We start from the raw sequence: 25162 nt of genomic DNA, 5'->3' as shown, positions 1-25162 counted from the left end.
CCTAGGCGTTAGGTGATAGACGCCCGCCAAGAGGGCGGGCGTTTTCAGGAGGAGTGATTATAGCCGGGTTGCCGCGGCTTTGACCATCTCCTTGACCTGATCCACGATCGCCATCTCCGTCTCTGCCTCATAGGCCTTCACCCTTGGGGTGTGGATATGACCGACCTTGATGCCGCTGTTGAAACGCTGTCCCAGGAGCACCGCGCGGTAGGAGATCTCGTTGGACAGGTAACCGCCGCCCGAGCCGTTGACCGAGCCATTGACCTGAGTCGTGTTTTGCAGCTCGCTCAGGGAGCTGGCGTCGAATTCGCCTCGCGAGAGCGTGGTCACTGTGTGATTGTCATTGATCTTCCACTTACCCTTGACCGACTGCATGGCGCCGACAGGTAGCGAGAACTCGACAAACTCTGGGCCATAGAGTGGCTTGCCATCGAACATAGGCGCCTGTGGCGACTGGGCCGTGGCGCCGGTCAGCACATTGAGGTTATCGGGCGCTGCCGCGCTGCGGTTACGGCCGGGGAAGCGTTCCAGATCGAAGTCGCCACGGCCCATGCTGACGGTGAAGATGGCGTTGACGCTGTTTTCACGATACACAGGGGTGAGCAGGGATTCGATGATCCCCTGATCGAAGTCGGCGAAGCGCACCGGGATCATTACCGTCTCTATCTGGGCCTTCTTGCCGTCGACGCTAAACTTGTAGCCGTCCAGCGCCAGCGCGGTTAAGCCAGATGGGTTGCTCTGATCTATGTTGCGATCCAGGAAGAAGGGGTCGAAGCCGGTGAGCAGAATACGGATCTGGCTGTCGTCATCGAAGTGGATGTCGCTGAAGCCGCGGGAAGATTTCTCTACCGCCTTGAGTAATATGCTGCGCTGCCAGTCGGCCATGTTAAAGGCGGGCTTAGACTCTTTAAGGGTCTTCTTCATCGCCAGGCGACTCCAGTAGAGGGGTCTGTCGTCCTGACCGCCAGATTGCACGTCTCTCACGGCCTGTTGCCAGAGGCGCTCGCCTTGGTGGGCCACCATTTGTGTCATGATGAGTTCATCTTTTTGCTGACGATACTTGTCGTCCAGGCTATCGACCAGGGCTTGATAGCGGTTGACGACCTCGGGCATGGCCTGGGTTGCCTTGGGGAGGCGCAGTTCTTCGAGATCCAGAGCGGCGAAGGCGCTGCTACTCAGCAAGCTGGTCATCGCCAGGGCTATGGCTGTTTTACGCATGACATGGTTCCTTTGCAAAAACCTCTTACCCTTACACTCAGCCTAAGGCTGATGTTGGGCAATGATGGCTCAGGGCGGTTATCAATTTGAATTTATTATACCAATCACGGTAAGTAAGTGATCAGAAGTAGCGTAGGGAAAACGTTCGAGAACAAGGCATGATTTTTCGATAAGTAGTTATTCTACAATCAAAAATAGTAACGCCGTTATCGGACGTTTTAACAAGCTAGCATGATCAGTTATTTACTACGATTGGTATTATAGTCAACAACTGAGTATGCACGACAACAGCCTGCAAATAAAGACTTGAGATGGCTTGATAAAATGCCAGATTCTTGACACAAATCATCATGAGTTTGCCCCCACGGTGCAGAGGCAAGTTGCTAGACTCGAGGCAGGGGTTTTATGCGGCTTAGTGGAGTGTGAAGATGAAAATGCGGGTTAGCTCGGAGTCTGGTCTTAGTTGTGGCTTTCGTTCCGGTTTTAGTTGTGGTCTAGGTTCTGGTATTAGTGCTGGCTTAGGTTATCGGCTACTCTGTTCGCTGGGGTATCTGGGCCTGCTCTGCTTGGCCTTGTTAAGTTGGGCTGGCGGCGCGGCGGCAGCACCTCAAACTGGGCCTGATATACCGGCGGCAGAGCAAGAGTCGGCCGGGCCGCTCAGGCTGGATGGTGAGATACAGGCGGCGCTCGATGCCGTGGGGGCGAAAGGCGTCATGGTGCTGCTGGATGATAAAGGGGGGAAGCTGCTGACTAACGACGCCGCCCGCAGCCGGCATCCTTATATTCCTGCCTCGACCTTTAAGATCCCCCACAGTTTATTGCTACTCGAGGCGGGCATAGTAGAAGATGAGCATAGCCGGTTTGTCTGGGACGGCGTTGAGCGCGCCTACAGCAGCTGGAATCGCGACCATAACTTTATTGGTGCGATGAAGTATTCCGTGGTGCCCATCTATCAGAAACTGGCGTTGCAGCTAGGGGCCGAGCGTATGGCTAGTGGGCTGGACAATCTCGATTATGGTAACGCCAATATCGGCGGCGGGCTGGACAGCTTCTGGCTCGATGGTGACTTGGCGATATCGGCCCTCGAGCAGGTGAACTTCCTTAGGCATCTGTATCACAATCGACTTCCCCTGTCCGAGCGCAGCCAGCGCATCGTCAAGACCATGATGCTTAACGAGGCCAACGGCGATTGGGTACTGAGGGCCAAGACGGGTTATGGTGTGCGCAAGGGGCAGAAACTGGGATGGTGGGTCGGCTGGCTAGAGCGCGAGGAGAACACTTATTTCTTCGCCATGAATATGGATATTAACTCAGATAAAGATCTGGCGCTGCGTAAGCGGGTGGTGAAGCATCTCTTAAAAGCCAAGGGCTGGATGTAAGAACCTACATACAACAGAGATGGCGTACATCAGTAGAGACGGCCTACATCAGCAGAGGTTAGCTACATGAGTAGCGATTGTAGCGACTCGTGGCTGTTGAAGCGCTTGGTGAAGAAATCCAGGAAGACGCTGATGTTGGTGGCCAGCTGTCGGCGACTGGAATAGACGCCATAGACCTTGAAGGGCTCCATCGGCCACTCCTGCAGTAGCGGCACCAGGCTGCCACCGGCCAGCTCGTTCTTACATACTGAATTAGAGAGCATGGCGATGCCGAAATCATCCAGCACCAGCTGCTTAACCATGATGGCGCTGTTCACCCTCACCTTACGCTTGAAGTTGACCATGGTCTTGCGTTCGCCCTTGCCCAGGGGCCAGATGGGGGCCGAGCGCGAGGTCCCCAGCAGTATGCCGCTGTGCTCTTTGAGATCCTGAGGTGTCGCCGGGGTGCCGTTGGCCTTGAGATAGCCGGGGCTGGCCACCAGTATGGGTTGACGCTCAAACAGCAGGCGGGCGACTAAGTCGGATGATTGCAGCGGCCCATACTTGATGGCGATATCATAGCCTTCGCCCACCAGGCCCACATCACTGTCGGTAAATTGGACGTCGAGATCCACGTTGGGGTAGAGCCGCATGAAACTGCTACAGAGGCTGGCGATAAGCTCCTGACTGAAGGAAACCGGAATGGCGATGCGCAGTGAGCCAAATACATCATTATGCGTATTTTCTATGGTTGCCTTGGCAGCCTCGATTTCATCGCTAATACTACTGCAATGCTGGTAAAAAAGCGCTCCAACCTGAGTCAGGCTGAGATTGCGGGTATCGCGTTGCAACAGGCGCACGCCTAGCTGCTCTTCGAGCTGAGCCACCTTACGACTAATGGTTGATTTTGGCATGCCCGTATTACGAGCAGCCTGGGAGAAACCCTTGGCGCGAACGACGGCCGCAAAGAGCATCATACCGTTTAAATCTGGCATTATTTATCACTGTCTCAAATATGGAACAAAGCGTCTAAGCCAGTTTAATAGCATTTGACCCTATAACAAAGCTATATTTATGGGCTAAAAATTTTAGAGGCTAAAGCAGAGGATCTATTGATGACCAGCAACAATCAGCCCACAAACACGACTCAGGTTCAAACAGCCGATCCGCTTTTTCTTCAAGCTGAACATTTGGCACAGGATTTTTCTCTGTTTCCTAAGCATAGTAAGCAGAGCCTTTCACAGCAGATCAAGGGTCTGCTCAGCGACGATGAAATTCAAGCTAACTTAAAAGAGTTAGAACAGTTGGATGTTGACGGCTACGTGGCCAAAGTCATTCAACCTACCTTAGACAAGAGCCGCCCAGGCGCCAAGCGCGTGATTGCGGATCTGAAAGGTAAGTTAATTGTCGAAAAACATATGGGGCCTTTTTATAGTGCCGAGATCGAACTGAATTTTGGATCTCGTACTCGCCGCATCGGTTTTATCGCCCAGGAACGTACCACGAGCAATGGTGCCTGGATGCCAGAGCATCACCTGGCGGCCTGCACGGCCATTCGTCATTTTGCCGAGCTTTCAATGCCTATCGTTTACCTCATCGACACTCCGGGTGCCGATGCGGGTGAGATAGCCAACAGCCAAAACCAGGCGCACACCATCTCTAAGGCGATTGCCGAGAGTGCTAACGTCGACGTACCTACCGTAGGTATCGTTATCGGTGCCGGTTACTCTGGTGGTGCTATTCCTCTGGCGGCGGCCAACATCCTATTGTCGCTACGTGACGGTATCTTCAACACCATCCAGCCACAGGGTCTACAGAGCATTGCGCGTAAGTACAACCTCTCTTGGCAGGAGTGTGCTAAGTCGGTAGGTGTGTCGCCAGAAGAGCTGTACACCTCAGGTTGTATCGATGGCATCATCGACTTCTCGCCATCTGACAAGGATGAGCGTCAGCACAACCTACGCCGCGCTATCATCAGTAGCATCGAGGCCGTTGAGCATGCGGCGGTACAGTTTGTACGCGAATCTAAGGATCTGCGCGAGCACTACGACCGCAGTCTTCACCGTTTCCTTGAGCCTTCTAAGAACCTCGAAGCGCTTGAGCACCACGCCGAACTGTCGGTGGCTAACAACCCCACCATGCACCTCAACCTGTTTGGTAGCTCATACCGTTACCTGCGTTACCTGACGCTGCGTAGCCGTATCCATTCGATCTCACAGGAGCAATATGGTCGCCTGTCTAAGGTGAGCGTGCCTGAGGGTGATCTGCTGGCGCGTATTCAGCAAGAGCAGGACAAGGTGTTCCAGTCTTGGCTGTCGAGCCCAGATAAGCTGGTATACGACGAAGAGCTGAACAAGCTGTGGAGCAACTTCACCGCCAAGCGTGACGAAGTTTCTACCGAGCGTAACATGCTGACTCGTCTCATCTTAGGTGAGCCGAAGCAAAACTATAAGAAGGCCCGTAAGGCGCTGTTGTTCAACATCGGTTGGTCGCTGTACCACAGATGGAAGAGCAACGCCGAGAACAACTTCAAGGGGCTGATCCATTATCTAGAGAGCCTTCCAGACGAGGTGACCCAGGCAGATTGGCCTGAGCTGAACCAGCTGACGGTTCTGGATGTGATCGTGCACGAAGAGCTGCGCGAAGACTTCATCTGGCAATGTTATAACATCCTGATCTTCAACGCGCTGTACGACAACGTCGTGGGCAACCTTGCCTCTATCGCGAAAGAAGCCATGATGTCTAAGAGCCTGTCGCGCGCCTCGGTTGACGGCTTGCTACATGACTCTATTGACCGCGCTATCTCTAAGCAAGATACCGCTAACGATAAGAACAAGTTCTATAAGTGGCTGAAGTACTTCATGTCTCAGTCTAACCGCGCCGATCTGCTGACCAAGACTGAGCAGTGGAAGAGTGTTGGTTTCCCTCAGCTTAACGACTCTCTGTTCGTTATCCTGACCTACTTCTTCGAGCGTCTGCTGCCTGAATACTTCGCCAGCGAAGAGGAGAGCAGCGAGTACACGGGTGCCATTAACCCAGTGCGTATCGGTCGTCGTAAAGACTTCTGGAACCGTCTGACCATGGGTTATCAGGATCTGCTGATCCAGAAGGTACTGCGTGACGAGAAGCGCGCCGGTAAGATGAGTTGGGAAAATGTGATTGCCAAGTTCTTCACCGAGTTTGAAGAGCTAAACGGCGACAAGATGTCGGCTAACCTGCTGAACTTCCCAGGCTTCCGTCTCTCTATCGAAGACGCGCTAGACAAGGGTATTCGTCCTTGTGGCCTGATCACAGGTACCGCGGACTTCGAGCACCATGGACAAACCATGCGCGTCGGTGTGGCCGTGTCTAACACAGCCTTCCAGGCCGGTGCCTTCGATATGGCTTCTGCCGAGAAGTTCTCAGCGCTCTTGATCGAGTGTGCCAAGCGTAAGCTGCCAGTGATCTGCTTTATCAGCTCTGGCGGTATGCAGACCAAAGAAGGTGCTGCGGCGCTCTTCTCTATGGCAGTAGTGAACGACCGTATTACCCGTTTCGTTCGTGATAACGAATTGCCGGTATTGATGTTTGGTTTCGGTGACTGTACCGGTGGTGCGCAGGCGAGCTTCGTGACTCACCCGTTAGTACAGACTTACTACTTCTCGGGCACCAACATGCCGTTCGCCGGTCAGATGGTGGTTCCTGCATATCTGCCGTCTACCTCGACCCTGTCGAACTATCTGTCTAAGGTACCTGGCGCCATGAACGCCCTGGTCACCAACCCATTTAGCGACACTATCGACGATCAGCTAAGCAGTATCGATCCGCTGATGCCTAAGCCAACGGCTAAGGTTATTGATGTGATTGGTAACGCCATTTCGACCCTGGTGCCTGAGATGTTGATCACCGAGGAAGAGCTGGTACAGGACGATCCGCGTCAGCTGATGAAGCCGATCGACAAGGTGCTGGTACACGCCCGTGGCTGTACTGCGGTGAAACTGATCCGCAAGGCACACGACAACAACATCAAGGTGGTACTGGTGGCGTCAGATCCTGACATGACCTCAGTACCGGCCGACATGCTGAACGAAAACGATAAGCTGGTCTGTATCGGTGGTAACACCTCAGATGAGAGTTACCTCAACGCCTATTCGGTATTGAAGGTTGCCGAGTATGAGCAGGTCGACGCGCTGCACCCTGGTATCGGCTTCCTGTCGGAAAGCCCGCAGTTTGCGGCCCTGTGTGTGAACAACGGCGTTAACTTCGTCGGTCCAAGCGTGCACTCAATGACGACTATGGGTAACAAGTCGAACGCGATTAAGACCTCGCAGTCGCAAAACGTGCCTGTAGTGCCTGGTAGCCATGGTATTCTGACCAATGCCGAGCAGGCGGTGAACGTGGCTAACGAAATCGGCTACCCAGTGCTGCTTAAGGCGGTACAAGGTGGTGGCGGTAAGGGTATCCAGGTCGTTCAACGTCCAGAAGATATGATCTCTCTGTTCCAGAAGACCTCTACCGAAGCGGCTGCGGCCTTCGGTAACGGCGACCTCTACCTAGAGAAGTATGTGACCTCACTGCGTCACATCGAAGTGCAGTTGCTGCGTGACAAGTTCGGTAATACCAAGGTATTGGGTCTACGTGACTGTTCGGTACAGCGTAACAACCAGAAGGTGATCGAAGAGTCTGGTTCTACCATGCTGCCAGAAGAGCTGAAGCAGAAGGTGATGGAATATACCCGCGCCCTCGGCGATGCTACAGACTACATGGGCGCAGGTACCGTAGAGTTCATCTACAACCTGGATGCCAATGAAGTCTACTTCATGGAGATGAACACGCGTCTGCAGGTTGAACACCCTGTGACCGAGGCGACTTCAGGTATCGATATCGTGAGCGCAGGCTTCGACATCGCCGCCGGTCGTTCAATCGAAGATCTTGAGCCACAAGAGATCGGCTACGCCATCGAGGTTCGTGTGACTGCCGAGAAGGCCGCACTGGACAGCAACGGCGTACTACAGCTACTGCCACATCCAGGCATGATCACCGAGTGTGTGATTCCAGAGCGTGACGATATCGAGATCATCTCTATCGCCGGTGAAGGCAAAGAGGTTTCACCATACTACGACAGCCTGATCGCCCAGATCATCTGCCGCGGTGAGAGCCGTGAAGATGTGATCAACAAGCTGCATGACTACCTGGCGAACCAAGTAGTGATCAAAGGCATCGCGACTAACATTCCATTGTTAACGCGCATCCTGAAAGATGGCACCTTCAACGAAGGCGTATACGACACCAACTACCTGCCACGCTTCATGGCCGAGCTGGATATTCCAGCGCTGATCGCCGAGATGGAAGCCGCCGCAGAGACTGTAGGTGTGGATACCGAATCGCTACGTGTGGGTGAGAGTAACGAGCTTAAGGTTCTGGCTCAGGGTGCAGGTATCTTCTATACCTCTCCGGCGCCGGGTGAAGCGGACTTCGTTAAGGAAGGCGACATAGTGACTGTGGATCAGACACTGGCGCTGACCGAAGCGATGAAGATGTTCTCTCAGGTGACACTGGCTGGCTTCAACCGCCAGGGTGCCGTGCTCTATCCAGAGGATAAGCAGTACCGTATCGAGCGTATCCTGAACAGCAATGGTCAGCAGGTTTCACAGGGCGAGCTACTCTTCGTGGTCTCTCCAGTCTAACCTAAGACGCTAGCTGCTAAATACCCGCCTTATGGCGGGTATTTTTTTGCCTGAGGCTTAGCTTCTGCTTAGTCGCTACTTACTGGCTATTTATCGTCTGTCGCCAGTGCCCACTTGAGTAGCAGAGGCCCAGCAATTGTGGTGATGGCAATGATCAGCACCAGCTCGGTAAACAGCTTTGGCGAGATGATCTCCATCTGCAGCCCCATCTCTGCAAACACCAGTCCTACCTCGCCCCTGGGCACCATGGCGCTGCCGACAATCGCCTTGGTGCGCAGGTGACCTGGCACCCTCAGCCCCGCCATCATCTTAGTGATAATCGCCAACAAGGAGAGCATCAGCAGGGTGAGCAGGCCGCTCCAGCCGAGATCTATCTGGCTCAGATCTAGGCTTATCCCCACGTAGACGAAGAAGATGGGGGCGAAGATATCCACCAGGGGCTTAGATTCCACCTCCATCTCGTGGGTGAAGGCGAAGGGGTTTTGCAGATAGCGATTCAGCGGCGAGATAAATTGGCGACTGAGCGCCAGGCCGACGGCGAAGCCGCCCAGCAGGGCCGGGGCGTGCAGGGCGTGGGCCAGCCAGGCAAACAGGCAGATGAGGATCATGGTAACGATCGCCTCATAACCCGTCTCCTCCTCTTTGGGTTTGACGGCGCGAAACAGGTACAGCAGCAGGCGTGCCATAGGCGGTGCCAGCAGCAGGAAGCCGACTATCTTGAGGATCAACAGGCCGCTGGGGATCAGCCCCACCTCACCCGAGCTGGCAAAGTTAAACAGTAGGCTCAGCAGAATTACCCCGGCGATATCGTCGATCACCGCCGCGCCCAGGATGATGTGGCCCTCCTGGCTCTGGGACTGTTTGGCCTGGGCCATCACCCGCACCGATATGCCTATGCTGGTGGCGGTCAGGGCGCAGCCCAGGTAGAGGGCGGTAAAGCCGGGCAGATCCAGATAGAGCAGGCACACCAGGCCGATAACCACGGCAGGTAGGGCGATGCCCAGTAGGGCCACTCCGGCGGCGCTGTTGCCCGCCTGAAACAGGTGCTTGATGGAGGTTTCGCAGCCAATGGAGAAGAGCAACAGGATCACCCCCAGCTCGGCCATCACCGCCAGGGTCTCGTGGGGGGCTATCCAGCCCAGCAGGCTGGGGCCGATGAGGATCCCCGCCAGGATCTCGCCGACCACGGCCGGGAGCTGCAGCCGCTTAAAGGCCTCGCCCAGCACCCGGCCGAAGAGCAGGATCAAACACAGGGATAAGACGAAGTTATCTATGGCCATAACAGGCGCGACTCCCCGAGAGTGGTGATAATGTGATCTTGATCATTTTGATGACCGAGATCAAGGCGTAACCCATGGAGTGTGACTAAGCTCAAATGGAAACTTGCCGACAGGAGGTAACCATGGACAAGGTGTTTATTATTTCCCAGAAAGCCGAGGAACAAGCAGATGCGATTGAGACGGGGATCGCCTTGGCCAGGGTACTGGAGAAGGAGGCTGAGGTGTTTGCCTACAGCTACGAATCCTTTGCGGGTAAGGAATACTACAACCCCAGGCTGGGTGCGGCGGCCAAGGTGGCCCTGATGAATCAGCGCAGCGAGGAGATCGCCGCTAAGCTTAAGGTGCTCAAGGCGGAAGATGTGGCCGTGCATAGCGTATGGACCAAAGATCTGTTCGAACATGCCTGTCATCACTCCATTCGTCATGGGTTCGACCTCATGGTTAAGGCGGTGCATCACAAGACTCATTATCTGCCGATGGACTGGCAGCTGATCCGCCATGTGCGCATCCCGCTTATGATGCTGTGCGACAACCCCTTGCAACGTGCTCGCAGCGTGTTGATGGCGGTGGATCTGGGCAGCGACAACCCCATCAAGCAAAAACTCAACCAGTGCGTCATTCAGCATGGTCGCCAGCTGGCCGAGGCCCTCGATTGCCAGCTGCATCTGGCCTATATCATACGTGTGCCTAAGATCTTAAGAGACATGGATCTTATCGACACCCACACCCTGGTGAAGGACGCCTATCACAGGTATCAGCCTCAGCTGGACGAGATTGGCCTGCATCAGGAGCATGTGCATTTCCTGGCGGGCGACCCAGATCTCTGCCTCTACGAGCTCTCTTGTCGCCTCAAGGCCGCCTATCTGGTGATGGGCGCTCGCCAACGCAAGGGGCTGATGGGCATGGTCATAGGCAATACCGCCGAGGCCATGTTGACCCGCATCCGCAGCAATGTGTTGATTATTCCAGCTGACGATCAGCTGTTGCCTGCCTAACCTTAGGTTTGTGCTGCTGACGCCAGAGACGCTTGTGGTATTCATCGATGAATAACAGCGTCGAGGCGGCGCTCAGCAGCATCAACCACTGTCCCAGCCCGATAGGGCTAATGCCCAGCGCCTGACTTAATCCAGGGGTATAGCTGGCGCCTATGTGAATGCCCTGAGCCAGTATGATGCCAAACAGCAGCAGCGGATTGCTCAGCACGGGCATGCGCAGCAGTGAGTTGCGCTCCGAGCGGCTGTTGAGGGCGTGCACGTTTTCAAACAGCACCATCAACATCAGGGTGAGGTTACGGGCGTCGTTCTCGCTGCTGCCCATGGCCAGCACCAGGGAGAAGAGAGCGAAGGCCACTATGCCCATCCACAGGGCGCTGACGATCAGCCGTTCCAGCATGAGGCGATCGAAGATGGGCTCGCTGGGGCGGCGCGGCGGCTGATCTATCTCGTGCCCTTCGCCGGGCTCGAAGGCCAGCGCCACATCCTGAACGCCGTTGGTGACCAGGTTAAGCCAGAGGATCTGCAGCGGAAACAGCGGGATAGGCTGAGCAAACAGCACGCTTAAGATAAACAGCAGCAGTTCGGCGGCCCCTGTGCTGATCAGCAGGTAGATCACCTTACGGATATTGTTGTAGACGATGCGCCCCTCGATGATCCCCTTAACGATAGAGCTAAAGCGGTCGTCGGTCAGCACAAGATCGGCGCTCTCGCGGGCCACATCCGTGCCCTTGAGGCCCATGGCAATGCCCACATGGGCATGCTTCAGCGCCGGAGCGTCGTTGACCCCGTCACCCGTCATGGCGACAAATTCGCCCTGGCGGATCAAGGACTCGGTGATCTCCATCTTCTGCCTGGGCTGTACCCGGGCAAATACCCTGTGGCCGGCGATGAGATGGTCGAACTCGGCCAGACTCTGCTGTTGGGCCTGGGTGAGCTGCTTGCCGGTGATCACCCCATCCTGATCGTTGGCCAGCTTGAGCTGACGCGCCAGCGCCAGGGCGGTCACAGGGTGGTCGCCGGTGATCATCGCCACCTTGATCTGTGCCTGCTGACACAGGGCCACCGCCTCTATGGCATCTTCCCGCAGGGGATCGCTCATCGCCACTAAACCCAGAAAATCAAGATCTGTCAGTGGATGGTTTGGGTCGCTGATCTCGCCGCTGGCGAGCGCCAACACCCGGTAGCCGTGACGCGCCAGCCAGTGGGTCTCATCCAACACAGCCTGAGTCTGCTGCGCATCCAGCTGACACATGGTGAGCAGCTTCTCCACCGCGCCCTTGACCGAGATGACGGAGCGCCCCTCTATCTGGTTGATGCTGGCGCTGAACTGGTTCTCCGACTCGTAGGCAAACAGCTGCTCCTGCGGTGGCTGCTTGGCTTTGTCCATCTCGAGATTGAGCTTATAGCCCAGGGCCAGGAAGGCGAGATCTACCCCGTCACCGTCTGCATGCATCTGATCCGCATGGCTCTGCTCGGCCTCGAAGCTGAGGTGAGCCTCATTGGCCAGCACGCCGGAGAGGGCCAGACGGTACAGCTCGGGATCCCGCGCGGTCGACACTGGCACGCCGTGGCCATGCTTGTGCACCAGGCCTGTGGGCGTCAGCCCTGTGCCCGCCACATGATAGCGCTCACCCGACAGCAGGCTGATCTGGCTGATGGTCATCTCGTTGACCGTCAGGGTGCCGGTCTTATCCGAGGCGATATAGGTGCAGGAGCCGAGGGATTCTACCGCCACTAGTTTACGCACGATCACATTGGCCTGGGACATCCGCTTCATGCCTATGGCCAGGGCGACCGTGATGGCCGCCGGTAGCCCCTCGGGAATGGCGGAGACCGCCAGGGCGACCCCTAGCAGGAATACCTGGGAGAGATCCGCGCCCCGCAGCAATGTCAGGCCGAAGATGAGGGCGATGATGATTAAGGTGGCTATGGCGATGATCAGGGTGAAGCGCTCGATACGCTGCATCAGCGGCGGCTTGGCGCTACCGCCCTGGCGAACCAGATCGGCTATCTGACCTATCTGGGTGCGTGCGCCGGTGGCGATCACCTCGCCCTCGGCCCGTCCATGGGTGACCAGGGTGCCGGCGAAGGCCAGATCTATCTTGTTGACCGCCACAGACTCGCCGGTGAGGGCCGATTCGTCCACCTTAAACTGGTTATGCTTTTCGATCTTGATATCGGCGCCGATGCGATCGCCGTTGGTCAGCAGAATATAGTCCCCGGGTACCAGGCTCAGGCTGTCCACCATCTTGGGGTGGCCGTCGCGGATCACCTTGGTCTGGGAGGGCACCATCTTGCTCAGGGCATCGGCGGCCTGCTGGGCCGAGTATTCCTGCACTGTGCCTATGATGGCGTTGAGCATGAGCACGGCGAAGATGAAGATGGCGTTGAGGATCTGGCCGAGCAGCAGACAGGCGATGAAGGCTACGAGCAGCACATAGATGAAGGCGCTCTTAAACTGCAGAATAAACAGGCGGATGAAGCTGAGTCTTGCCGGCTTGGGCAGGCAATTGGGCCCATATTGTTCCAGCCGCTCGGCCGCCGCTTGACTCGATAGTCCTGGCCCGGCCACGAAAACTCCTTGTGCACTTAGGCTGAGGTGATGCTAGATCTATAGCTCATCTCGGCCCTCGCTGCCGGGAATCGGCCTAAGGCTTGATAGAGATCAATGGCTTCGAGCTTAGCGAGATATTTTACTCCTTGAGGGGATGCTCCTCGGGTAGTTGGCGGTGGATCCACAAAATCAGCTTGTGCTTCATGTTGGGGCCATCCTCCTTGTCGGTCGCCAGGGGCTGGATCAGCTTATCCTGCACCAGCAGGCGGTAGATGCACTCTACCTTGTCTTTGGGGGATATCCCCTTATCGAAATCGGCGAAGCCACGTTTCTTGGCGTAGCCAACGCCAATCTCCAGGGCCAGTTTTAACAGCTGTGCGTCGTGCTTACCGTGTTTCATCACCTATCTCCATGGAACCTGATAATGACAAGCTACGCCAATTTTGCGTTTAAGCCTACCGTCAATTACCCGGAGTGGGCGCTTGGCCAAAAATATTAGCTACAACTATTGGCCGCAACTGTTAGCCGAGACTAGCTAGCCACGACTGTCAGTGACAATTAGCGGCGGGCTATACTCATGGGAGATAAACGCAGGAGATAAGCAGAGGAGAAGCGACTATGTTAGCGATCTTGGGGATAGATCATCTGGTGTTTCGCACCACAGATCTGCCTGCCATGCTGGCCTTCTATCGGGGCGTGCTCGGCTGCGCCATCGAGCGCGAACTTCCCGAGGAGGGACTGACCCAGCTGCGGGCGGGCAATGCGCTCATCGATATCGTCACCTGCGAAAGCACCTTGGGGCGACTCGGTGGTGGACCGCCGCAGCAAGATGGCCGCAACGTCGACCATGTCTGTCTGCTCATCGAGGCCATGGAGGAACAGGCCTTGCTGGATTTTCTCAGCGAGCAGGGTATAACCACCCAAGGGTTTGCCAAACGTTATGGTGCCCAAGGGTTTGGGCGATCCCTCTATATCAATGACCCCGAAGGGAATGTGGTGGAGTTGAAGTTGGCTAAAGGGGAGCCTTAGTCGCTCTCTATGGGACTGTTCCTTACCTTTGGTTTGGTGTCCATCACAGCGTTGTAGTGTTAACCCTTGCTTCATTTTGATGTTTTTGCATCTACCTGACTTAGGTACTTGGGTGGGAGCTTTAACCCATAGCTTTATGGTTTATCAATCGCCTGTCCGGCGGGGAATGTGCATGCACTGAGTTATCCATCTCTTCGATTTGGCCGGATTTGATATCCGAACGTATTGGATTTGCGATTGCCTTGAGAGGTCATTGTTTAATTGCAGCTGTAAGTTGTTATTGAAGCATCTACCTGACTTAGGTACTTGGGTGGGAGCTTTAAACCATAGCTTCATGGTTAATCAATTGCTTGGCAGCAGGCCTTTTGTGCAAACATTCTTTTGGCACGCAGCAAGTCCATCCATGGATGCTCTGCGAAATCATCCCTGATTTCGAAGGCCAAAAGCATGTTTACACCTAGTTATCCATCTCTTCGATTTGACCATATTGGGAACACCTCGTTAAGATGTGATGCAAGCCTGCCATGCTGTGAGCGAAGCGAAACTGACCAATGTAAGGCATTACTCATAGATGCTTTGCTATGCATTTACAGGCCACCACATAGGTCTAAGTAATTTCCCGTCGAGAATGATGATTTTTCGGATGAGAGCCAATAGATAGCTTCTGCTACCTCTTCGGGTCGCCCACCTCGTTGGAGCGGGATAATGCTTTTTAACCGCTCTACTCTTTCTGGTTCACCACCATCAGCATGCATTTCAGTATGAATGAGTCCTGGACGAACGCAATTGACTCTAATCCCTTCAGAGGCTACTTCTAGAGATAAACCTTTTGTCAGTGTATCAATAGCGCCTTTTGAAGCGGCGTAATCAATATACTCATTTGGAGAGCCGGAGCGAGAAGCACCCGATGAAACATTTACAATGACCCCGCCCTTTCCTCCATGGCGAGTAGACATACGTTTGACTGCCTCTCGGCAGCAAAGAAAATAGCTAGTCACATTGTTGGAGAGAATAGTATTGATTCTGTCGGCAGTCATATCTTCAAGACGAGATTGTTTGCGCAGAATACCCGCGTTATTAACGAGTACCGATAAAGCCCCTAGTTCATCGTCAATTCTCTCGAACAACTTCAATACATCAGCTTCAATGGAAACATCGGCTTGAACAGTAATGCATTGACTGCCTATTGACTTAATTTCATGAGCCAATGCTTCAGCCGCTGTCGAATTGGACTTGTAGTTAATACAAACCGCATAGCCCTTAGAGGCAAATAACTTTGAAGTCGCAGCACCTATGCCTCGGCCACCACCAGTGATTAATACCACCTTTGATTCACTCATAAATCATCCTCGATCCGCGAAATGGGAGAAATGCATAATGCCCATAATAAGCGCCTGACTGTATCGAGGTCCGGCGACCGAAGAGAGCGTACTTGATTGCTTGGTTAGGCACGCTTAATGCCTAGCTCTTTTACCCCAATATTCTTAACTTTCTCTATACAAGTATCGATCGCAGCACCTTGTTCATCTAGATGCTCAAACCAAGTGTTCGCGTTCCTAGAATTTGACAGGCCTCGCTCCATTTCTTGAACCACTTTTAGCACCTCAGATGAAATTAGGAACGATGAACTATCAGTAATTTTCCAAACAATTTTTCTAGCTCTTTTAAATTCTTCCCATAATTCTTGATTGTATTCTTCTGAAAGCTCCCTATGCTCTATTCCAGCATCAAAGTGCTCACTAGAAGGCCATCTCATACTATGAAGAGCTTCTACCAACTCTGAATAAGCTTCCGATTTCTTTTCCCACCATCGTTCATTTCTAAAGCGGCGGGATGCAAGCCACGCACCCAAGAAGGCAGCACCTATTGACAGCAGTATCTGAATAAGAATTTTTAATAACTCCAAACTCATAGCGGTACCTTTATGTTGCCTAAAATTTTATTTGTGTGCATACACATATATTTGTCAAAGCGTGCATGTATAGTTAATTAACCTATTGTTGAGCAGCCGTTAGCACAAAGCTATTGATTAACAAGCACTCTATCAGAGTAGTGCTACGTAAACGAGCACGAAAATTTGCTCTTTGATTCCCTTTTAACGCCAATGCTGCCAAATCGAAGAGACGTTGGATAACGAGTGTAGATACGCCGGTGAGTTTCCGAAACAGGGATGTTTCGGTAGAGCCTATAGGGATATATTCACGGCGTCTCACTGGCGTATCTGCACATAAGCCCACCGCAGGTGATAGATTGCCATGAAGGTGCGACCTTCAATATCCTTCCAAATACCAAACAAGGCCTAGCGAAAACCGTAGACCATTCAGGTCAGATAACTTCCAAGCCCCCGCCAAGCTAGCCCTCGAAACCTATTGGCCTAGCCGGCCGCAATCTGCTCCCTCTGATAAACATTCGGATGCCAGATCTGCATGAGAATCTCGGGATTCTCGATTGGTTGAAACCCGTACTGGGCATATAAACCATGGGCATCCCGCGTTGCGAGTACGATACGTCTCAGCCCCTGCAGATCGGGATGCGCGACTATGGTCTCCATCAGATGCTTGCTCAGCCCCATTCCTCTGTGGCTGGGCAGGATGAAAACGTCCGCGAGGTAGGCGAAGGTGGCGCTATCCGTGATGAGGCGTGCGAAGCCCACCTGCTTGTTATCAGTATCGAAAACCCCGAAACAGAGGGAGTTGGCAATGGCTCGTTTCATGGTTTCCTTGGGGATCCCCATGGCCCAATAGCTCTGGGAGATAAAGCCGTAGATGACATCGAAATCGAACGCTTCCTTGTCTGTGGTGATGCTGTAGCCTAGAATCAAAGTGTTCTCCTTGCGCCATGGGCTTAAGTCGTTTGGTTAAGTAATTCATGAGAAAGGGAATGACCTAATCTAGTCTTCCTTTGCGACCAGCAAAATATTCAGGTCTTCATCGTCGGTTGGCGGCTCAAAATATTGCGTCACCTGACGGAACACGGCTTCGTTATCGAAGCGGGCGCGCTCGGGCTGCTCCTGGCGCCGCTTGTCTATTTGAGCCAGGCACTGCTGATCGCTGAGATCCAGATAGATGAGCTGATGCTCGCAAGCTAGCTCGTTGCAGAGCGAGACAAACCACTGCCGCTGCTTGCGGGTGTTAGCGGGAAAATCCATCACCACGTTAGTGCCGACGTTTATCAGGCGAGCCACATGGTTTCTGATGAAGGGCTTGATGAGGCTTGAGTAGTGAATATAGTCATCAAACGACTCAATCTGATTGGGGAAGTGGGCCGCCAACCATTCATCTTCCGACAGTAACAGCGCCCCGTTTTCATCGGCGATGAGCCTCGCCTTGGTCGACTTACCCGCGCCCATCTTGCCGCAGAAAAAGAAGAGTTTTCCCTTTTGTGTCATCTGTTGTCCCTTTATTGTCCCTTATCCGTTTTAGGCCATTCTTACATGCTTAGGCCACAGCCACACTAGACCACAGCCACACTAGACCACAGCCATACTAGGTACAGTCACATTAGGCCATTGCCACATATTTGGGATGCGCGGCGATGCGCTTAAGCCAGGCTTGAATCGCCGGGTAGTGGGTAAGGTCGAATCCGCCTTCGTGGGCCACATGGGTGTAGCCATACAGAGCGACGTCGGCCGTGGTCAGCTGCTCGCCGATTAAATAGGGCGTCTCTTGCAGCTGGGCCTGCATCACCGCCAGCGCCTTGTGGCCGCCTTGCTGTTTCGACTCATAGTCGGCGCGGCGATCGTCCGGCAAGCCGAGATATTTGGCGATAAAGCGTGCCACGGCGATATAGGGTTCATGGCTGTATTGCTCGAAGAACTGCCACTGCTGCACCTTGGCAAGGGCAAAGCTGTCTTGGGGAAGGAGTTCGCTGCCGGCGGCGAGGTAGTTCAAGATGGCGTTGGATTCGGATAGGCATCGACCATCATCGAGTTCGAGCAGGGGGATCTTGCCGTTGGGATTCTTGGCCAGAAACTCGCTATTGCCGGTATCGCCCGCGAGAATATCCACATGAATCCACTCATGTTCAATGCCCAGCAGGGCGCACAACAACTTCACCTTGTAGCAGTTACCAGACTGCAGATCGCCGTAGATTTTCACACATACTCCTTATGTCATTCGCGCCTGCGCGCCCGATTTATGAGTGGCAATAAACGCTGAAGAATTATTTATTGGGATGAAGGCTAAATCATACCTGAGTGCTGGCCTGATGCAGTACCAGAGAAATGCCACTGACAATTGCTGTTACCAAGCCAACCCATTGAAGACGCTTGTTGAATTTTCTTGGTTCAACCGAATAGCGTTTTGTTCGCTGCTCACTCTGCATGAATAGTAATATCGAAAACAAAAGTGTGCCTGGGGCAATAAAGGCGCCTTGTTTGGTCAAAGCTGTAATGGCTATCGCTATGACAATGAGACCTAGCATAAACCAAGTGGCTGCAAGAAATAGGTTTCGAGTAGGGGATGTTAGAGCCATGCTACTTCTCCAAGTTTGCTGTCTTGCTTGGCGAAATGGATCGCACATGTGAGTGGAATAATACGTCAACCGACAGTCTAGAATTTCAATAACCAAGCCGCTAATGTTGAAATACTCTATCAGAGCGCTGGAGAAAAAACGATCAGGCGTTATAACGATTGTCAGGTGCTTCAATCTATAACGAGTGAGTAATCAAAGTCGAGTTTATGTCTTTCTGATTAGTAAGTTGCCTTCATATGACACAGATTCGAAGAGCCGTTAGATTTGGATGTAGATGCCTCGCCGCCCCCAATACCATCAAATCGAAGAGACGTTAGATACGGGTGTAAGCACACTTTTGGCTCTCGGCGGCATGGCCAAAAATGTTCCCTACATCTATGTAGGTCAGTACCGCCGTGCTAGAAGTATGTTTGGTTTATTCTATCGATAACTAATGAAGCCAAATCGAAGAGACGTTGGATACCGGGTGTAGATACGCCGGTGACCTTCGGTTTCAGGGATGAAACCGCAGAGCGGCCAGGGATGGCGTACAGCGTGTCACAGGCGTATCTGCACATCCCCCGCCGGGCAGGCGTTAGATTGCCATGAAGGTATGAACTGAAACTGACCAAGTAAGTCACAAGGCCGCCTACACTAAAAAACCTTAACACCATTGCCGTAAGGCAATAAAAAACCACCCATTATCAGGTGGTTTTTTGTTTGCAGCGTCAAATGTTCAAGTATGCAAGACCCGAACTTAAACTCCTATTGATTCGAGAAATTATTCTCAACCAACTTCTGCTTGTTTTCCGCCTGTGGCACGTGGCACTGAGTACAGTTGAAATACTCATAGTTGAGCTTGTTGTCGGCCAGGATGTGCGACGAGTGAATCTCGGTCGCCTTCATGCGCTTGGCCTTCTCTGGGCTGTGACAGGTCATGCAGCCATTCTTCTTGATGCTGATCTGATAGTCCGCCTTGTGGGGGATCAGCGGTGGCTGGTGGACGAAGCCACGCTCGATGGCCTGACCCTTCTTAGGATAGGTTGGCATCTCGTCGGCCGCGCGAACCGCGGTGATCTCGCCTTTTCCGAGTGAACTGATGTTCACGGGTTCGGCCGCAGGTTTGCTTTGCTGACCGGAACAGGCTCCTAGCGCCATCAGCGCGACTAAAGTGAGTACTTTTTTCATTGGTTGTTCTCCGCCTTTAGGGCAATTCGATTTTGATACTGGAAAACGCGTTGGGCGCAAACATCGATACATCGGCCGCACTGGGTGCAATCGCTGTCGACTATCATGGGGTTGTCGCCCTTGAGGGCGGGCTTCAACACCTGCCGTTCTGGGCAGACCTCGAAGCAATCCATGCAGTTGTCGCATGCACTGGCATTGACCGCAGATACCTTGACCGGGCTCGCCTTGCCCAGCAGGGCAAACAGGGCGCCTGTGGGACACAGGTGACCACACCAGGCCCGTTCACTGATAAAGAGATCCAGCAAGAAGATCATCGCCAGTATCCACAGGCCGCTACCGGCGCCAAACAGCAGGGCGCGATAGAGGATAGGCACTGGGTTGACCCACTCCCACACTGTTATCCCAGTGACCAGGGGCAGCAATAGCACCAGGGCCAGCAGGTAGTAGCGCAGGTTTCTAGGCATCTCGGCGGTCCGGGGCAGACGCAGCTTGCGCCTTAGCCAGCTCGCAGCATCGGTGACCAGGTTGACCGGGCAGACCCAGCTGCAGAACACTCGTCCACCCGCAAGCAGGTAGAAGAGGGCGATAAGCAGCGCGCCGACAAGCAGCGCGGTCTCGGGTAGGTGTCCCGTCATCAGCACTTGCAGGGTCACAAGGGGATCCGACAGGGGCACAGTGCCCAGTAGCTCGCTGGAGGAGAGATTGCCTTTGAGTACCCAGAGCCCCATCCAGGGGCCGATGGCAAAGGTGAGCAGCACACACAGCTGACTGGCACGGCGCAGGAACAGGAACTTGTGGGCGCGCCACCAGCCGAGTTCATCTATCGCCGTCTGAGCGAAACGTGTCTGATCCGCACCTGGCGTCTTCATCTTCGTATTACTCATGCCGTTTGTCATAGTGTGAGCCCCTTGTTTAACATCTCAAGCGTGGTCTCTTCGGTGTTGATATAGGTATCGTGGGTTGCCGTCTTTCCGAGCGCGATATGGGCAGGCAAAACCTTGATGGCCGCCTCTTCCAACACGCAGGCATGTTCACACTTGCCACAGCCGGTACAGGTGTCGCTGTTGACCGTGGGCAGGAACATGGCGTGGTGGTCGCTGCGTTGGTTGTGCTGCCGTTCGAGCGTGATGGCGTTGTCGATCAAGGGGCAGATGCGGTAACAGACGTCACAGCGCAGGCCCTTGAAGTTGAGGCAGTTTTTCTCGTCGATCAGTACCGCTATCCCCATCTTGGCCTCGTCGATATTGGTCAAGGCGTGATCCAGCGACCCAGAGGGGCAGGCTTTCACACAGGGGATATCTTCGCACATCTCACAGGGCACAGTGCGCGCCGTGAAATAGGGCGTGCCCGTCGGTGCCCCCTCAAACCAGCGTGCCAGTTTCAGGGTGTCGTAGGGGCAGGCCTGCACGCAGAGTCCGCAGCGCACACAGGCCGACAAGAAATCTTGCTCATCTAACGCGCCAGGCGGTCGAATCGCCATAGGATCAAGGTGCGAGGATTGCTTGGCAACCCCACTGACGCCCAATCCCAAGAGGCCCATGGCGCAGCCCGCCTTAGCCGTAGTGGCTAAGAACTGGCGGCGGTTGACCCCCTTGGCTTTGCTATTGCGATTGACCTGGCTCATATCTAGCTCTTCATATCTGATGTTTGACTCAAGCGATTAAAGGGTTCGATGAACCGCTTTAGGCTTTCATCACTTTTACCGGACACTTCTTGAAATCCGTCTCTTTCGAGAGGGGATCCGTGGCGTCCAGTAACAACTTGTTGACCAGTTGGCGCGCGTCGAAGAATGGCATAAATACCACGCCTCGTGGCGGTTTGTTCCGGCCTTTGGTTTCAACACGTGTCTTGACTTCACCGCGAGGCGAGGCCACGACCACTTCATCACCACGCTTAAGACCACGGGCCTTGGCGTCTTCCGGATGCATGAAGATCTGTGCATCTGGGTAGGCGCGGTACAGCTCAGGTACGCGGGCGGTCATAGACCCTGTATGCCAATGCTCGAGCACGCGGCCCGTCGACATCCAGAGATCGTATTCTGCGTTAGGCTCTTCGGCGGCAGGCTCGTAAGGCAGGGCGAAGATCACCGCCTTACCGTCAGGCTTACCATAGAAATTATAGCCCTCGCCGGCTTTGACATAGGGGTCGCTTCCTTCGACGAAGCGGCGCAGCGTCTCCTTGCCTTCGACCACAGGCCAGCGCAGGCCACGGGTCTCGTGGTAGGTGTCGAAGTCGGCTAAGTCGTGGGCATGGCCGCGACCGAACTGGGCGTACTCCTCGAAGATACCTTTCTGCAGGTAGAAGCCGAAGGCTTCAGACTCATCGTTCAGGTCGCCCTTGCAGTCTGAGGTGGGGAACTTGTTGATCACCCCGTTGGCAAACAATACGTCGTAGAGCGTCTTGTCGGCGTATTCAGGCTTCTTGGCCACCAGCTCGGCTGGCCAGACTTCTGATACCTTGAAGCGCTTAGAGAACTCCACCAGCTGCCATAGGTCAGACTTGGCGCCTTCGGGCGCCTTCACCTGCTGGTGCCACATATGGGTGCGGCGCTCGGCGTTACCATAGGCACCTTCCTTCTCGACCCACATGGCGGTCGGCAGGATCAGGTCGGCGGCCATGGCGGTGACCGTTGGATAAGGATCCGAGACCACGATGAAGTTGTCTGGGTTACGGAAGCCCGGATAGATCTCATCGTTGATGTTAGGACCGGCCTGCATGTTGTTGGTACACATGGTCCAGTAACAGTTGAGCTTGCCATCTTTGAGCATGCGGCTCTGCAACACGGCGTGGAAGCCAGGCTTAGGCGGAATCGTGCCCTCCGGCAGCTGCCACAGCTTCTCGGTGACGGCTCTGTGCTTAGGATTGGCCACAACCATGTCGGCTGGTAGACGGTGGGCGAAGGTACCCACTTCACGGGCGGTACCACAGGCTGATGGTTGACCCGTCAGCGAGAAGGGGCTGTTACCTGGGGTGGCGATCTTACCTGTCAGCAGGTGGATGTTGTAGAGCATGTTGTTGGCCCACACACCACGCACGTGCTGGTTGATACCCATGGTCCACAGGCTCATGATCTTCACGCCTGGATCGGCGTAGGCCTTGGCTAGGATCTCGAGTTTTTGGGGCTCGACGCCACTCATCTTGGCGGCATATTCCAGGGTGTAGGTGCTGACGAACTTGGCGTACTCGTCGAAGCTGATGGCGGTCGACTTGCCGTTGCCTGGGTTCTTGGCCTTCTTCTCCAGCGGATGATCTGGACGCAGACCATAGCCGATATCTGTGGTGCCCAGGGCAAACTTAGTGTGCTTGCTGACGAACTCTTTGTTTACCGCGCCGTTCTGAATGATGTAGTTGGCGATGAAGTTGAGGATCACCAAATCAGACTGAGGACGGAACACCATAGGATTGTCGGCGAGATCGAAACTGCGGTTCTCGAAGGTCGACAGCACATGCACGCGGCTGTTTGGCTTGCTTAGGCGGCTGTCTGACAGGCGTGCCCACAGGATTGGGTGCATCTCGGCCATGTTGGCGCCCCAGAGCACAAACTGATCGGCGGCTTCTAGGTCGTCGTAGCAGCCCATGGGCTCGTCGATACCGAAGGTACGCATGAAGCCACCTACGGCAGAGGCCATACAGTGACGGGCGTTTGGATCTATGTTGTTGGTGAGGAAACCAGCCTTGTGCAGCTTAGAGGCGGCGTAGCCTTCCCATACCGTCCACTGGCCAGAGCCGAACATGCCGACGGCGGTAGGGCCCTTGGTCTTGAGGGTGTTTTTCCACTTCTCGGCCATGGTGTCGAAGGCCTTGTCCCAGCTAACCGGGGTAAACTCACCCTCTTTGTCATACTGGCCGTCCTTCATGCGCAGCAGCGGCGTGGTAAGGCGGTCTTTACCGTACATGATTTTGGATAGGAAGTAGCCCTTAATACAGTTAAGGCCCTTGTTGACCGGACTTTCTGGATCGCCCTTGGTGGCAACGACTTTGCCGTTATTGGTGCCGACCAAAACGCTACAGCCCACGCCGCAGAAACGGCAGGGGGCCTTATCCCACTTGATGTTGTCATTCTGCTCAGCGGCTTCAACGATCTTCACTGGCAGAGTGACGCCAACCGTGGTCGCAGCGGCAACTGCGGCGTTGGCTTTTAGAAACTCGCGACGGCTAATGCTCATGGTGTTTCCTCACTCTTTTCTTCTATTGGTTCAACTTGGTGATAGACAAGACTGCTTGATAACACCCCGCTAAGGGCGTTGATGGCTTCGACGTTATCGAGGATCGCACCTTGGGTGGCCCCCTCCAGGGTAATGATGAACTTACCCTCGTCGGTGACGGCGTGAATATCGGCGCCCGCAAGGGCGTTGATATCCTCTGTAACTTTTGCGACCTGGCCGGGGGCGGCGTGTACCACCAGGCTGGTCACATGATATTCCTGTGTCATGGGTTAACCCTTCTGTGGCGGCCTTGCTTCCCGGGATATTGGCGATATTTAGGGACTTGGCCGCATTAGGATAGGATTCAGTCTAATCCTTGCTTTTGATAGGGGTATACCTCTTGAGAGGTAACTGGAGCTTTTGTAGATCGAGATCAAAGTTTTTCGTGTGACCTGCCTCTCAGTTCGAAATTTAAACAGTTTTTAGGGCTGGACAACTTAAGTTTTTAAACACCTTAACAGTCGTTAATTTGCTCAATTTGGCATCGGGGCGTATAACCAAAAGAGGGGCGAAGGTGATATCTGCCCCTGCGGCGAAAGCCCAAGCTTAGTTGGGCTGGCGCTAATTTAGTGATTTGGGTTTTGCCCGGGAGGGAGCTAGCTATGACACAGGAAAATACGCGGGAGATCCCCGTATGGGATCTGTTTATTCGTCTGTTTCATTGGTCCTTGGTGCTGCTGTTTACCCTGACTTATCTCACCGAGGGTGAGGATGAATGGATGCTGGTGCACAGCTACGGCGGCTATATCATCTTAGGTATATTGGCGCTGCGCATTATCTGGGGGCTGGTGGGCACTCGATATGCCAGATTCAGCAGTTTCGTCAGGCCTCCGGCCCAGGCGATGGAGTATCTTAAGCTGCTCTTTGCTGGCAGGGCGAAAGACTATCTGGGCCATAATCCCGCCGGCGGCCTGATGATAATTGCGCTGATCGCCTGCGTCTCGCTGACGGCGCTGACCGGCATGGCGCTCTACGCCACCACAGGCCATGGCCCGCTGGCTGCCACCTTTGTGGCCACCTGGCCCGATGGGGCGCTGGAGGAGGTGCATGAGTTCTTCGCCAACGTTAGCCTGACGCTGATTGTGGTGCATATCGCTGGGGTGATTGTCGGCAGCCTGGCCCACAGGGAGAATCTGGTGCGGGCCATGTGGACAGGCAAGAAACGCAGGCCGCTGCCTTAGTCAGATTTTCCCCTTTTCGCTAGGGAGCACTTAGAG

21 protein-coding genes are annotated in these 25162 nt (G+C 54.3%); 5 read left to right on the top strand and 16 right to left on the bottom strand.

The features are described from left to right. Window positions 1–57: 57 nt before the first annotated feature. A complete protein-coding gene (locus tag K0J45_RS16530; protein WP_220043353.1) occupies window positions 58–1218 on the bottom strand; it encodes a PA0049 C-terminal domain-containing protein in 1161 nt (386 codons plus the stop codon). Between the two features lie 572 nt (window positions 1219–1790). On the opposite strand from K0J45_RS16530, the gene blaOXA reads away from it, so the two are divergent. Beyond that, window positions 1791–2597, top strand: a complete 807-nt coding sequence (gene blaOXA / locus K0J45_RS16525; protein WP_220045343.1) for a class D beta-lactamase — start codon at window positions 1791–1793, stop codon at window positions 2595–2597. A gap of 62 nt (window positions 2598–2659) precedes the next feature. On the opposite strand, the gene K0J45_RS16520 is transcribed toward blaOXA, so the two are convergent. After that, window positions 2660–3571, bottom strand: a complete 912-nt coding sequence (locus K0J45_RS16520) for a LysR family transcriptional regulator (RefSeq protein WP_011867015.1) — start codon at window positions 3569–3571, stop codon at window positions 2660–2662. A gap of 120 nt (window positions 3572–3691) precedes the next feature. Here K0J45_RS16520 and K0J45_RS16515 point away from each other — a divergent pair, with 120 nt between their 5' ends. Continuing rightward, on the top strand, window positions 3692–8242 hold the full coding sequence (locus K0J45_RS16515; RefSeq protein ID WP_220043352.1) for an ATP-binding protein: 4551 nt from the start codon (window positions 3692–3694) through the stop codon (window positions 8240–8242). 86 nt (window positions 8243–8328) lie between these two features. Here K0J45_RS16515 and K0J45_RS16510 read toward each other — a convergent pair whose 3' ends face one another. After that, the gene (locus tag K0J45_RS16510; RefSeq protein ID WP_220043351.1) at window positions 8329–9522 is read right to left on the bottom strand and encodes a cation:proton antiporter; all 1194 of its coding nucleotides are present in this window, start codon (window positions 9520–9522) and stop codon (window positions 8329–8331) included. A 122-nt stretch (window positions 9523–9644) separates the two neighbouring features. Between K0J45_RS16510 and K0J45_RS16505 the strand changes: the two genes are divergently transcribed. After that, complete coding sequence (locus K0J45_RS16505) at window positions 9645–10517, top strand: universal stress protein (protein ID WP_220043350.1); 873 nt, start codon at window positions 9645–9647, stop codon at window positions 10515–10517. Here the strand turns inward: K0J45_RS16505 and K0J45_RS16500 are convergent. Further along, on the bottom strand, window positions 10483–13089 hold the full coding sequence (locus tag K0J45_RS16500; protein WP_220043349.1) for a cation-translocating P-type ATPase: 2607 nt from the start codon (window positions 13087–13089) through the stop codon (window positions 10483–10485). The genes K0J45_RS16505 and K0J45_RS16500 overlap by 35 nt on opposite strands. A gap of 121 nt (window positions 13090–13210) precedes the next feature. Continuing rightward, window positions 13211–13471, bottom strand: a complete 261-nt coding sequence (locus K0J45_RS16495) for a DUF5062 family protein (RefSeq protein ID WP_011867010.1) — start codon at window positions 13469–13471, stop codon at window positions 13211–13213. 218 nt (window positions 13472–13689) lie between these two features. On the opposite strand from K0J45_RS16495, the gene K0J45_RS16490 reads away from it, so the two are divergent. Continuing rightward, window positions 13690–14100 carry a VOC family protein gene (locus tag K0J45_RS16490; RefSeq protein ID WP_220043348.1) on the top strand — a complete coding sequence of 137 codons (411 nt, stop codon included), beginning with the start codon at window positions 13690–13692 and terminating at the stop codon, window positions 14098–14100. A 587-nt stretch (window positions 14101–14687) separates the two neighbouring features. Here the strand turns inward: K0J45_RS16490 and K0J45_RS16485 are convergent. The 11 genes from K0J45_RS16485 to K0J45_RS16435 form a co-directional block, all read right to left on the bottom strand. Continuing rightward, window positions 14688–15440: an SDR family oxidoreductase gene (locus tag K0J45_RS16485; RefSeq protein WP_220043347.1), complete on the bottom strand. Its 753-nt coding sequence runs from the start codon at window positions 15438–15440 to the stop codon at window positions 14688–14690. 104 nt (window positions 15441–15544) lie between these two features. Further along, the gene (locus tag K0J45_RS16480; protein ID WP_220043346.1) at window positions 15545–16012 is read right to left on the bottom strand and encodes a hypothetical protein; all 468 of its coding nucleotides are present in this window, start codon (window positions 16010–16012) and stop codon (window positions 15545–15547) included. A 462-nt stretch (window positions 16013–16474) separates the two neighbouring features. Next, window positions 16475–16918: a GNAT family N-acetyltransferase gene (locus K0J45_RS16475; RefSeq protein ID WP_258406844.1), complete on the bottom strand. Its 444-nt coding sequence runs from the start codon at window positions 16916–16918 to the stop codon at window positions 16475–16477. Between the two features lie 72 nt (window positions 16919–16990). Further along, the gene (locus tag K0J45_RS16470) at window positions 16991–17488 is read right to left on the bottom strand and encodes a P-loop nucleotide/nucleoside kinase family protein (protein ID WP_220043345.1); all 498 of its coding nucleotides are present in this window, start codon (window positions 17486–17488) and stop codon (window positions 16991–16993) included. A gap of 112 nt (window positions 17489–17600) precedes the next feature. Next, the gene (locus K0J45_RS16465) at window positions 17601–18197 is read right to left on the bottom strand and encodes a glutathione S-transferase family protein (protein ID WP_220043344.1); all 597 of its coding nucleotides are present in this window, start codon (window positions 18195–18197) and stop codon (window positions 17601–17603) included. Between the two features lie 88 nt (window positions 18198–18285). Then, on the bottom strand, window positions 18286–18573 hold the full coding sequence (locus tag K0J45_RS16460) for a hypothetical protein (protein ID WP_220043343.1): 288 nt from the start codon (window positions 18571–18573) through the stop codon (window positions 18286–18288). Between the two features lie 744 nt (window positions 18574–19317). Then, window positions 19318–19740 carry a nitrate reductase cytochrome c-type subunit gene (locus K0J45_RS16455; RefSeq protein WP_144204387.1) on the bottom strand — a complete coding sequence of 141 codons (423 nt, stop codon included), beginning with the start codon at window positions 19738–19740 and terminating at the stop codon, window positions 19318–19320. Next, entirely contained in the window at window positions 19737–20624 is an 888-nt protein-coding gene (gene napH, locus K0J45_RS16450; protein ID WP_258406716.1) for a quinol dehydrogenase ferredoxin subunit NapH, read from the bottom strand. Before napH ends, K0J45_RS16455 begins: the two co-directional genes overlap by 4 nt. 8 nt (window positions 20625–20632) lie before the next feature. Then, window positions 20633–21364, bottom strand: coding sequence for a ferredoxin-type protein NapG (napG, locus tag K0J45_RS16445; RefSeq protein ID WP_011867003.1), 732 nt, complete (start codon window positions 21362–21364; stop codon window positions 20633–20635). Between the two features lie 58 nt (window positions 21365–21422). Then, the gene (gene napA, locus K0J45_RS16440; protein WP_220043341.1) at window positions 21423–23906 is read right to left on the bottom strand and encodes a nitrate reductase catalytic subunit NapA; all 2484 of its coding nucleotides are present in this window, start codon (window positions 23904–23906) and stop codon (window positions 21423–21425) included. Further along, window positions 23903–24172, bottom strand: coding sequence for a chaperone NapD (locus K0J45_RS16435; RefSeq protein WP_011867001.1), 270 nt, complete (start codon window positions 24170–24172; stop codon window positions 23903–23905). Before K0J45_RS16435 ends, napA begins: the two co-directional genes overlap by 4 nt. A 375-nt stretch (window positions 24173–24547) precedes the next feature. On the opposite strand from K0J45_RS16435, the gene K0J45_RS16430 reads away from it, so the two are divergent. Next, window positions 24548–25126: a cytochrome b/b6 domain-containing protein gene (locus K0J45_RS16430; RefSeq protein ID WP_220043340.1), complete on the top strand. Its 579-nt coding sequence runs from the start codon at window positions 24548–24550 to the stop codon at window positions 25124–25126. The last annotated feature ends 36 nt before the right edge of the window (window positions 25127–25162 follow it).

The sequence above is a fragment of the Shewanella alkalitolerans genome (assembly GCF_019457575.1).
Lineage (GTDB): Bacteria > Pseudomonadota > Gammaproteobacteria > Enterobacterales > Shewanellaceae > Shewanella > Shewanella loihica.
The sequence above is the reverse complement of the archived record's forward strand: the minus strand, read 5'-3'. Positions and strand labels throughout refer to the sequence as shown.

Excerpts from the sequence above, each read along its gene's own strand:
- K0J45_RS16520 (WP_011867015.1), bottom strand. The coding sequence starts at position 3,571 with ATGCCAGATTTAAACGGTATGATGCTCTTTGCGGCCGTCGTTCGCGCC.
- K0J45_RS16470 (WP_220043345.1), bottom strand. The coding sequence starts at position 17,488 with ATGACACAAAAGGGAAAACTCTTCTTTTTCTGCGGCAAGATGGGCGCG.
- K0J45_RS16530 (WP_220043353.1), bottom strand. The coding sequence starts at position 1,218 with ATGCGTAAAACAGCCATAGCCCTGGCGATGACCAGCTTGCTGAGTAGC.
- napH (WP_258406716.1), bottom strand. The coding sequence starts at position 20,624 with ATGAGTAATACGAAGATGAAGACGCCAGGTGCGGATCAGACACGTTTC.
- K0J45_RS16510 (WP_220043351.1), bottom strand. The coding sequence starts at position 9,522 with ATGGCCATAGATAACTTCGTCTTATCCCTGTGTTTGATCCTGCTCTTC.
- K0J45_RS16435 (WP_011867001.1), bottom strand. The coding sequence starts at position 24,172 with ATGACACAGGAATATCATGTGACCAGCCTGGTGGTACACGCCGCCCCC.
- K0J45_RS16495 (WP_011867010.1), bottom strand. The coding sequence starts at position 13,471 with ATGAAACACGGTAAGCACGACGCACAGCTGTTAAAACTGGCCCTGGAG.
- K0J45_RS16490 (WP_220043348.1), top strand. The coding sequence starts at position 13,690 with ATGTTAGCGATCTTGGGGATAGATCATCTGGTGTTTCGCACCACAGAT.
- K0J45_RS16505 (WP_220043350.1), top strand. The coding sequence starts at position 9,645 with ATGGACAAGGTGTTTATTATTTCCCAGAAAGCCGAGGAACAAGCAGAT.
- K0J45_RS16430 (WP_220043340.1), top strand. The coding sequence starts at position 24,548 with ATGACACAGGAAAATACGCGGGAGATCCCCGTATGGGATCTGTTTATT.
- K0J45_RS16485 (WP_220043347.1), bottom strand. The coding sequence starts at position 15,440 with ATGAGTGAATCAAAGGTGGTATTAATCACTGGTGGTGGCCGAGGCATA.
- napA (WP_220043341.1), bottom strand. The coding sequence starts at position 23,906 with ATGAGCATTAGCCGTCGCGAGTTTCTAAAAGCCAACGCCGCAGTTGCC.
- K0J45_RS16460 (WP_220043343.1), bottom strand. The coding sequence starts at position 18,573 with ATGGCTCTAACATCCCCTACTCGAAACCTATTTCTTGCAGCCACTTGG.
- K0J45_RS16480 (WP_220043346.1), bottom strand. The coding sequence starts at position 16,012 with ATGAGTTTGGAGTTATTAAAAATTCTTATTCAGATACTGCTGTCAATA.
- K0J45_RS16455 (WP_144204387.1), bottom strand. The coding sequence starts at position 19,740 with ATGAAAAAAGTACTCACTTTAGTCGCGCTGATGGCGCTAGGAGCCTGT.
- K0J45_RS16515 (WP_220043352.1), top strand. The coding sequence starts at position 3,692 with ATGACCAGCAACAATCAGCCCACAAACACGACTCAGGTTCAAACAGCC.
- napG (WP_011867003.1), bottom strand. The coding sequence starts at position 21,364 with ATGAGCCAGGTCAATCGCAATAGCAAAGCCAAGGGGGTCAACCGCCGC.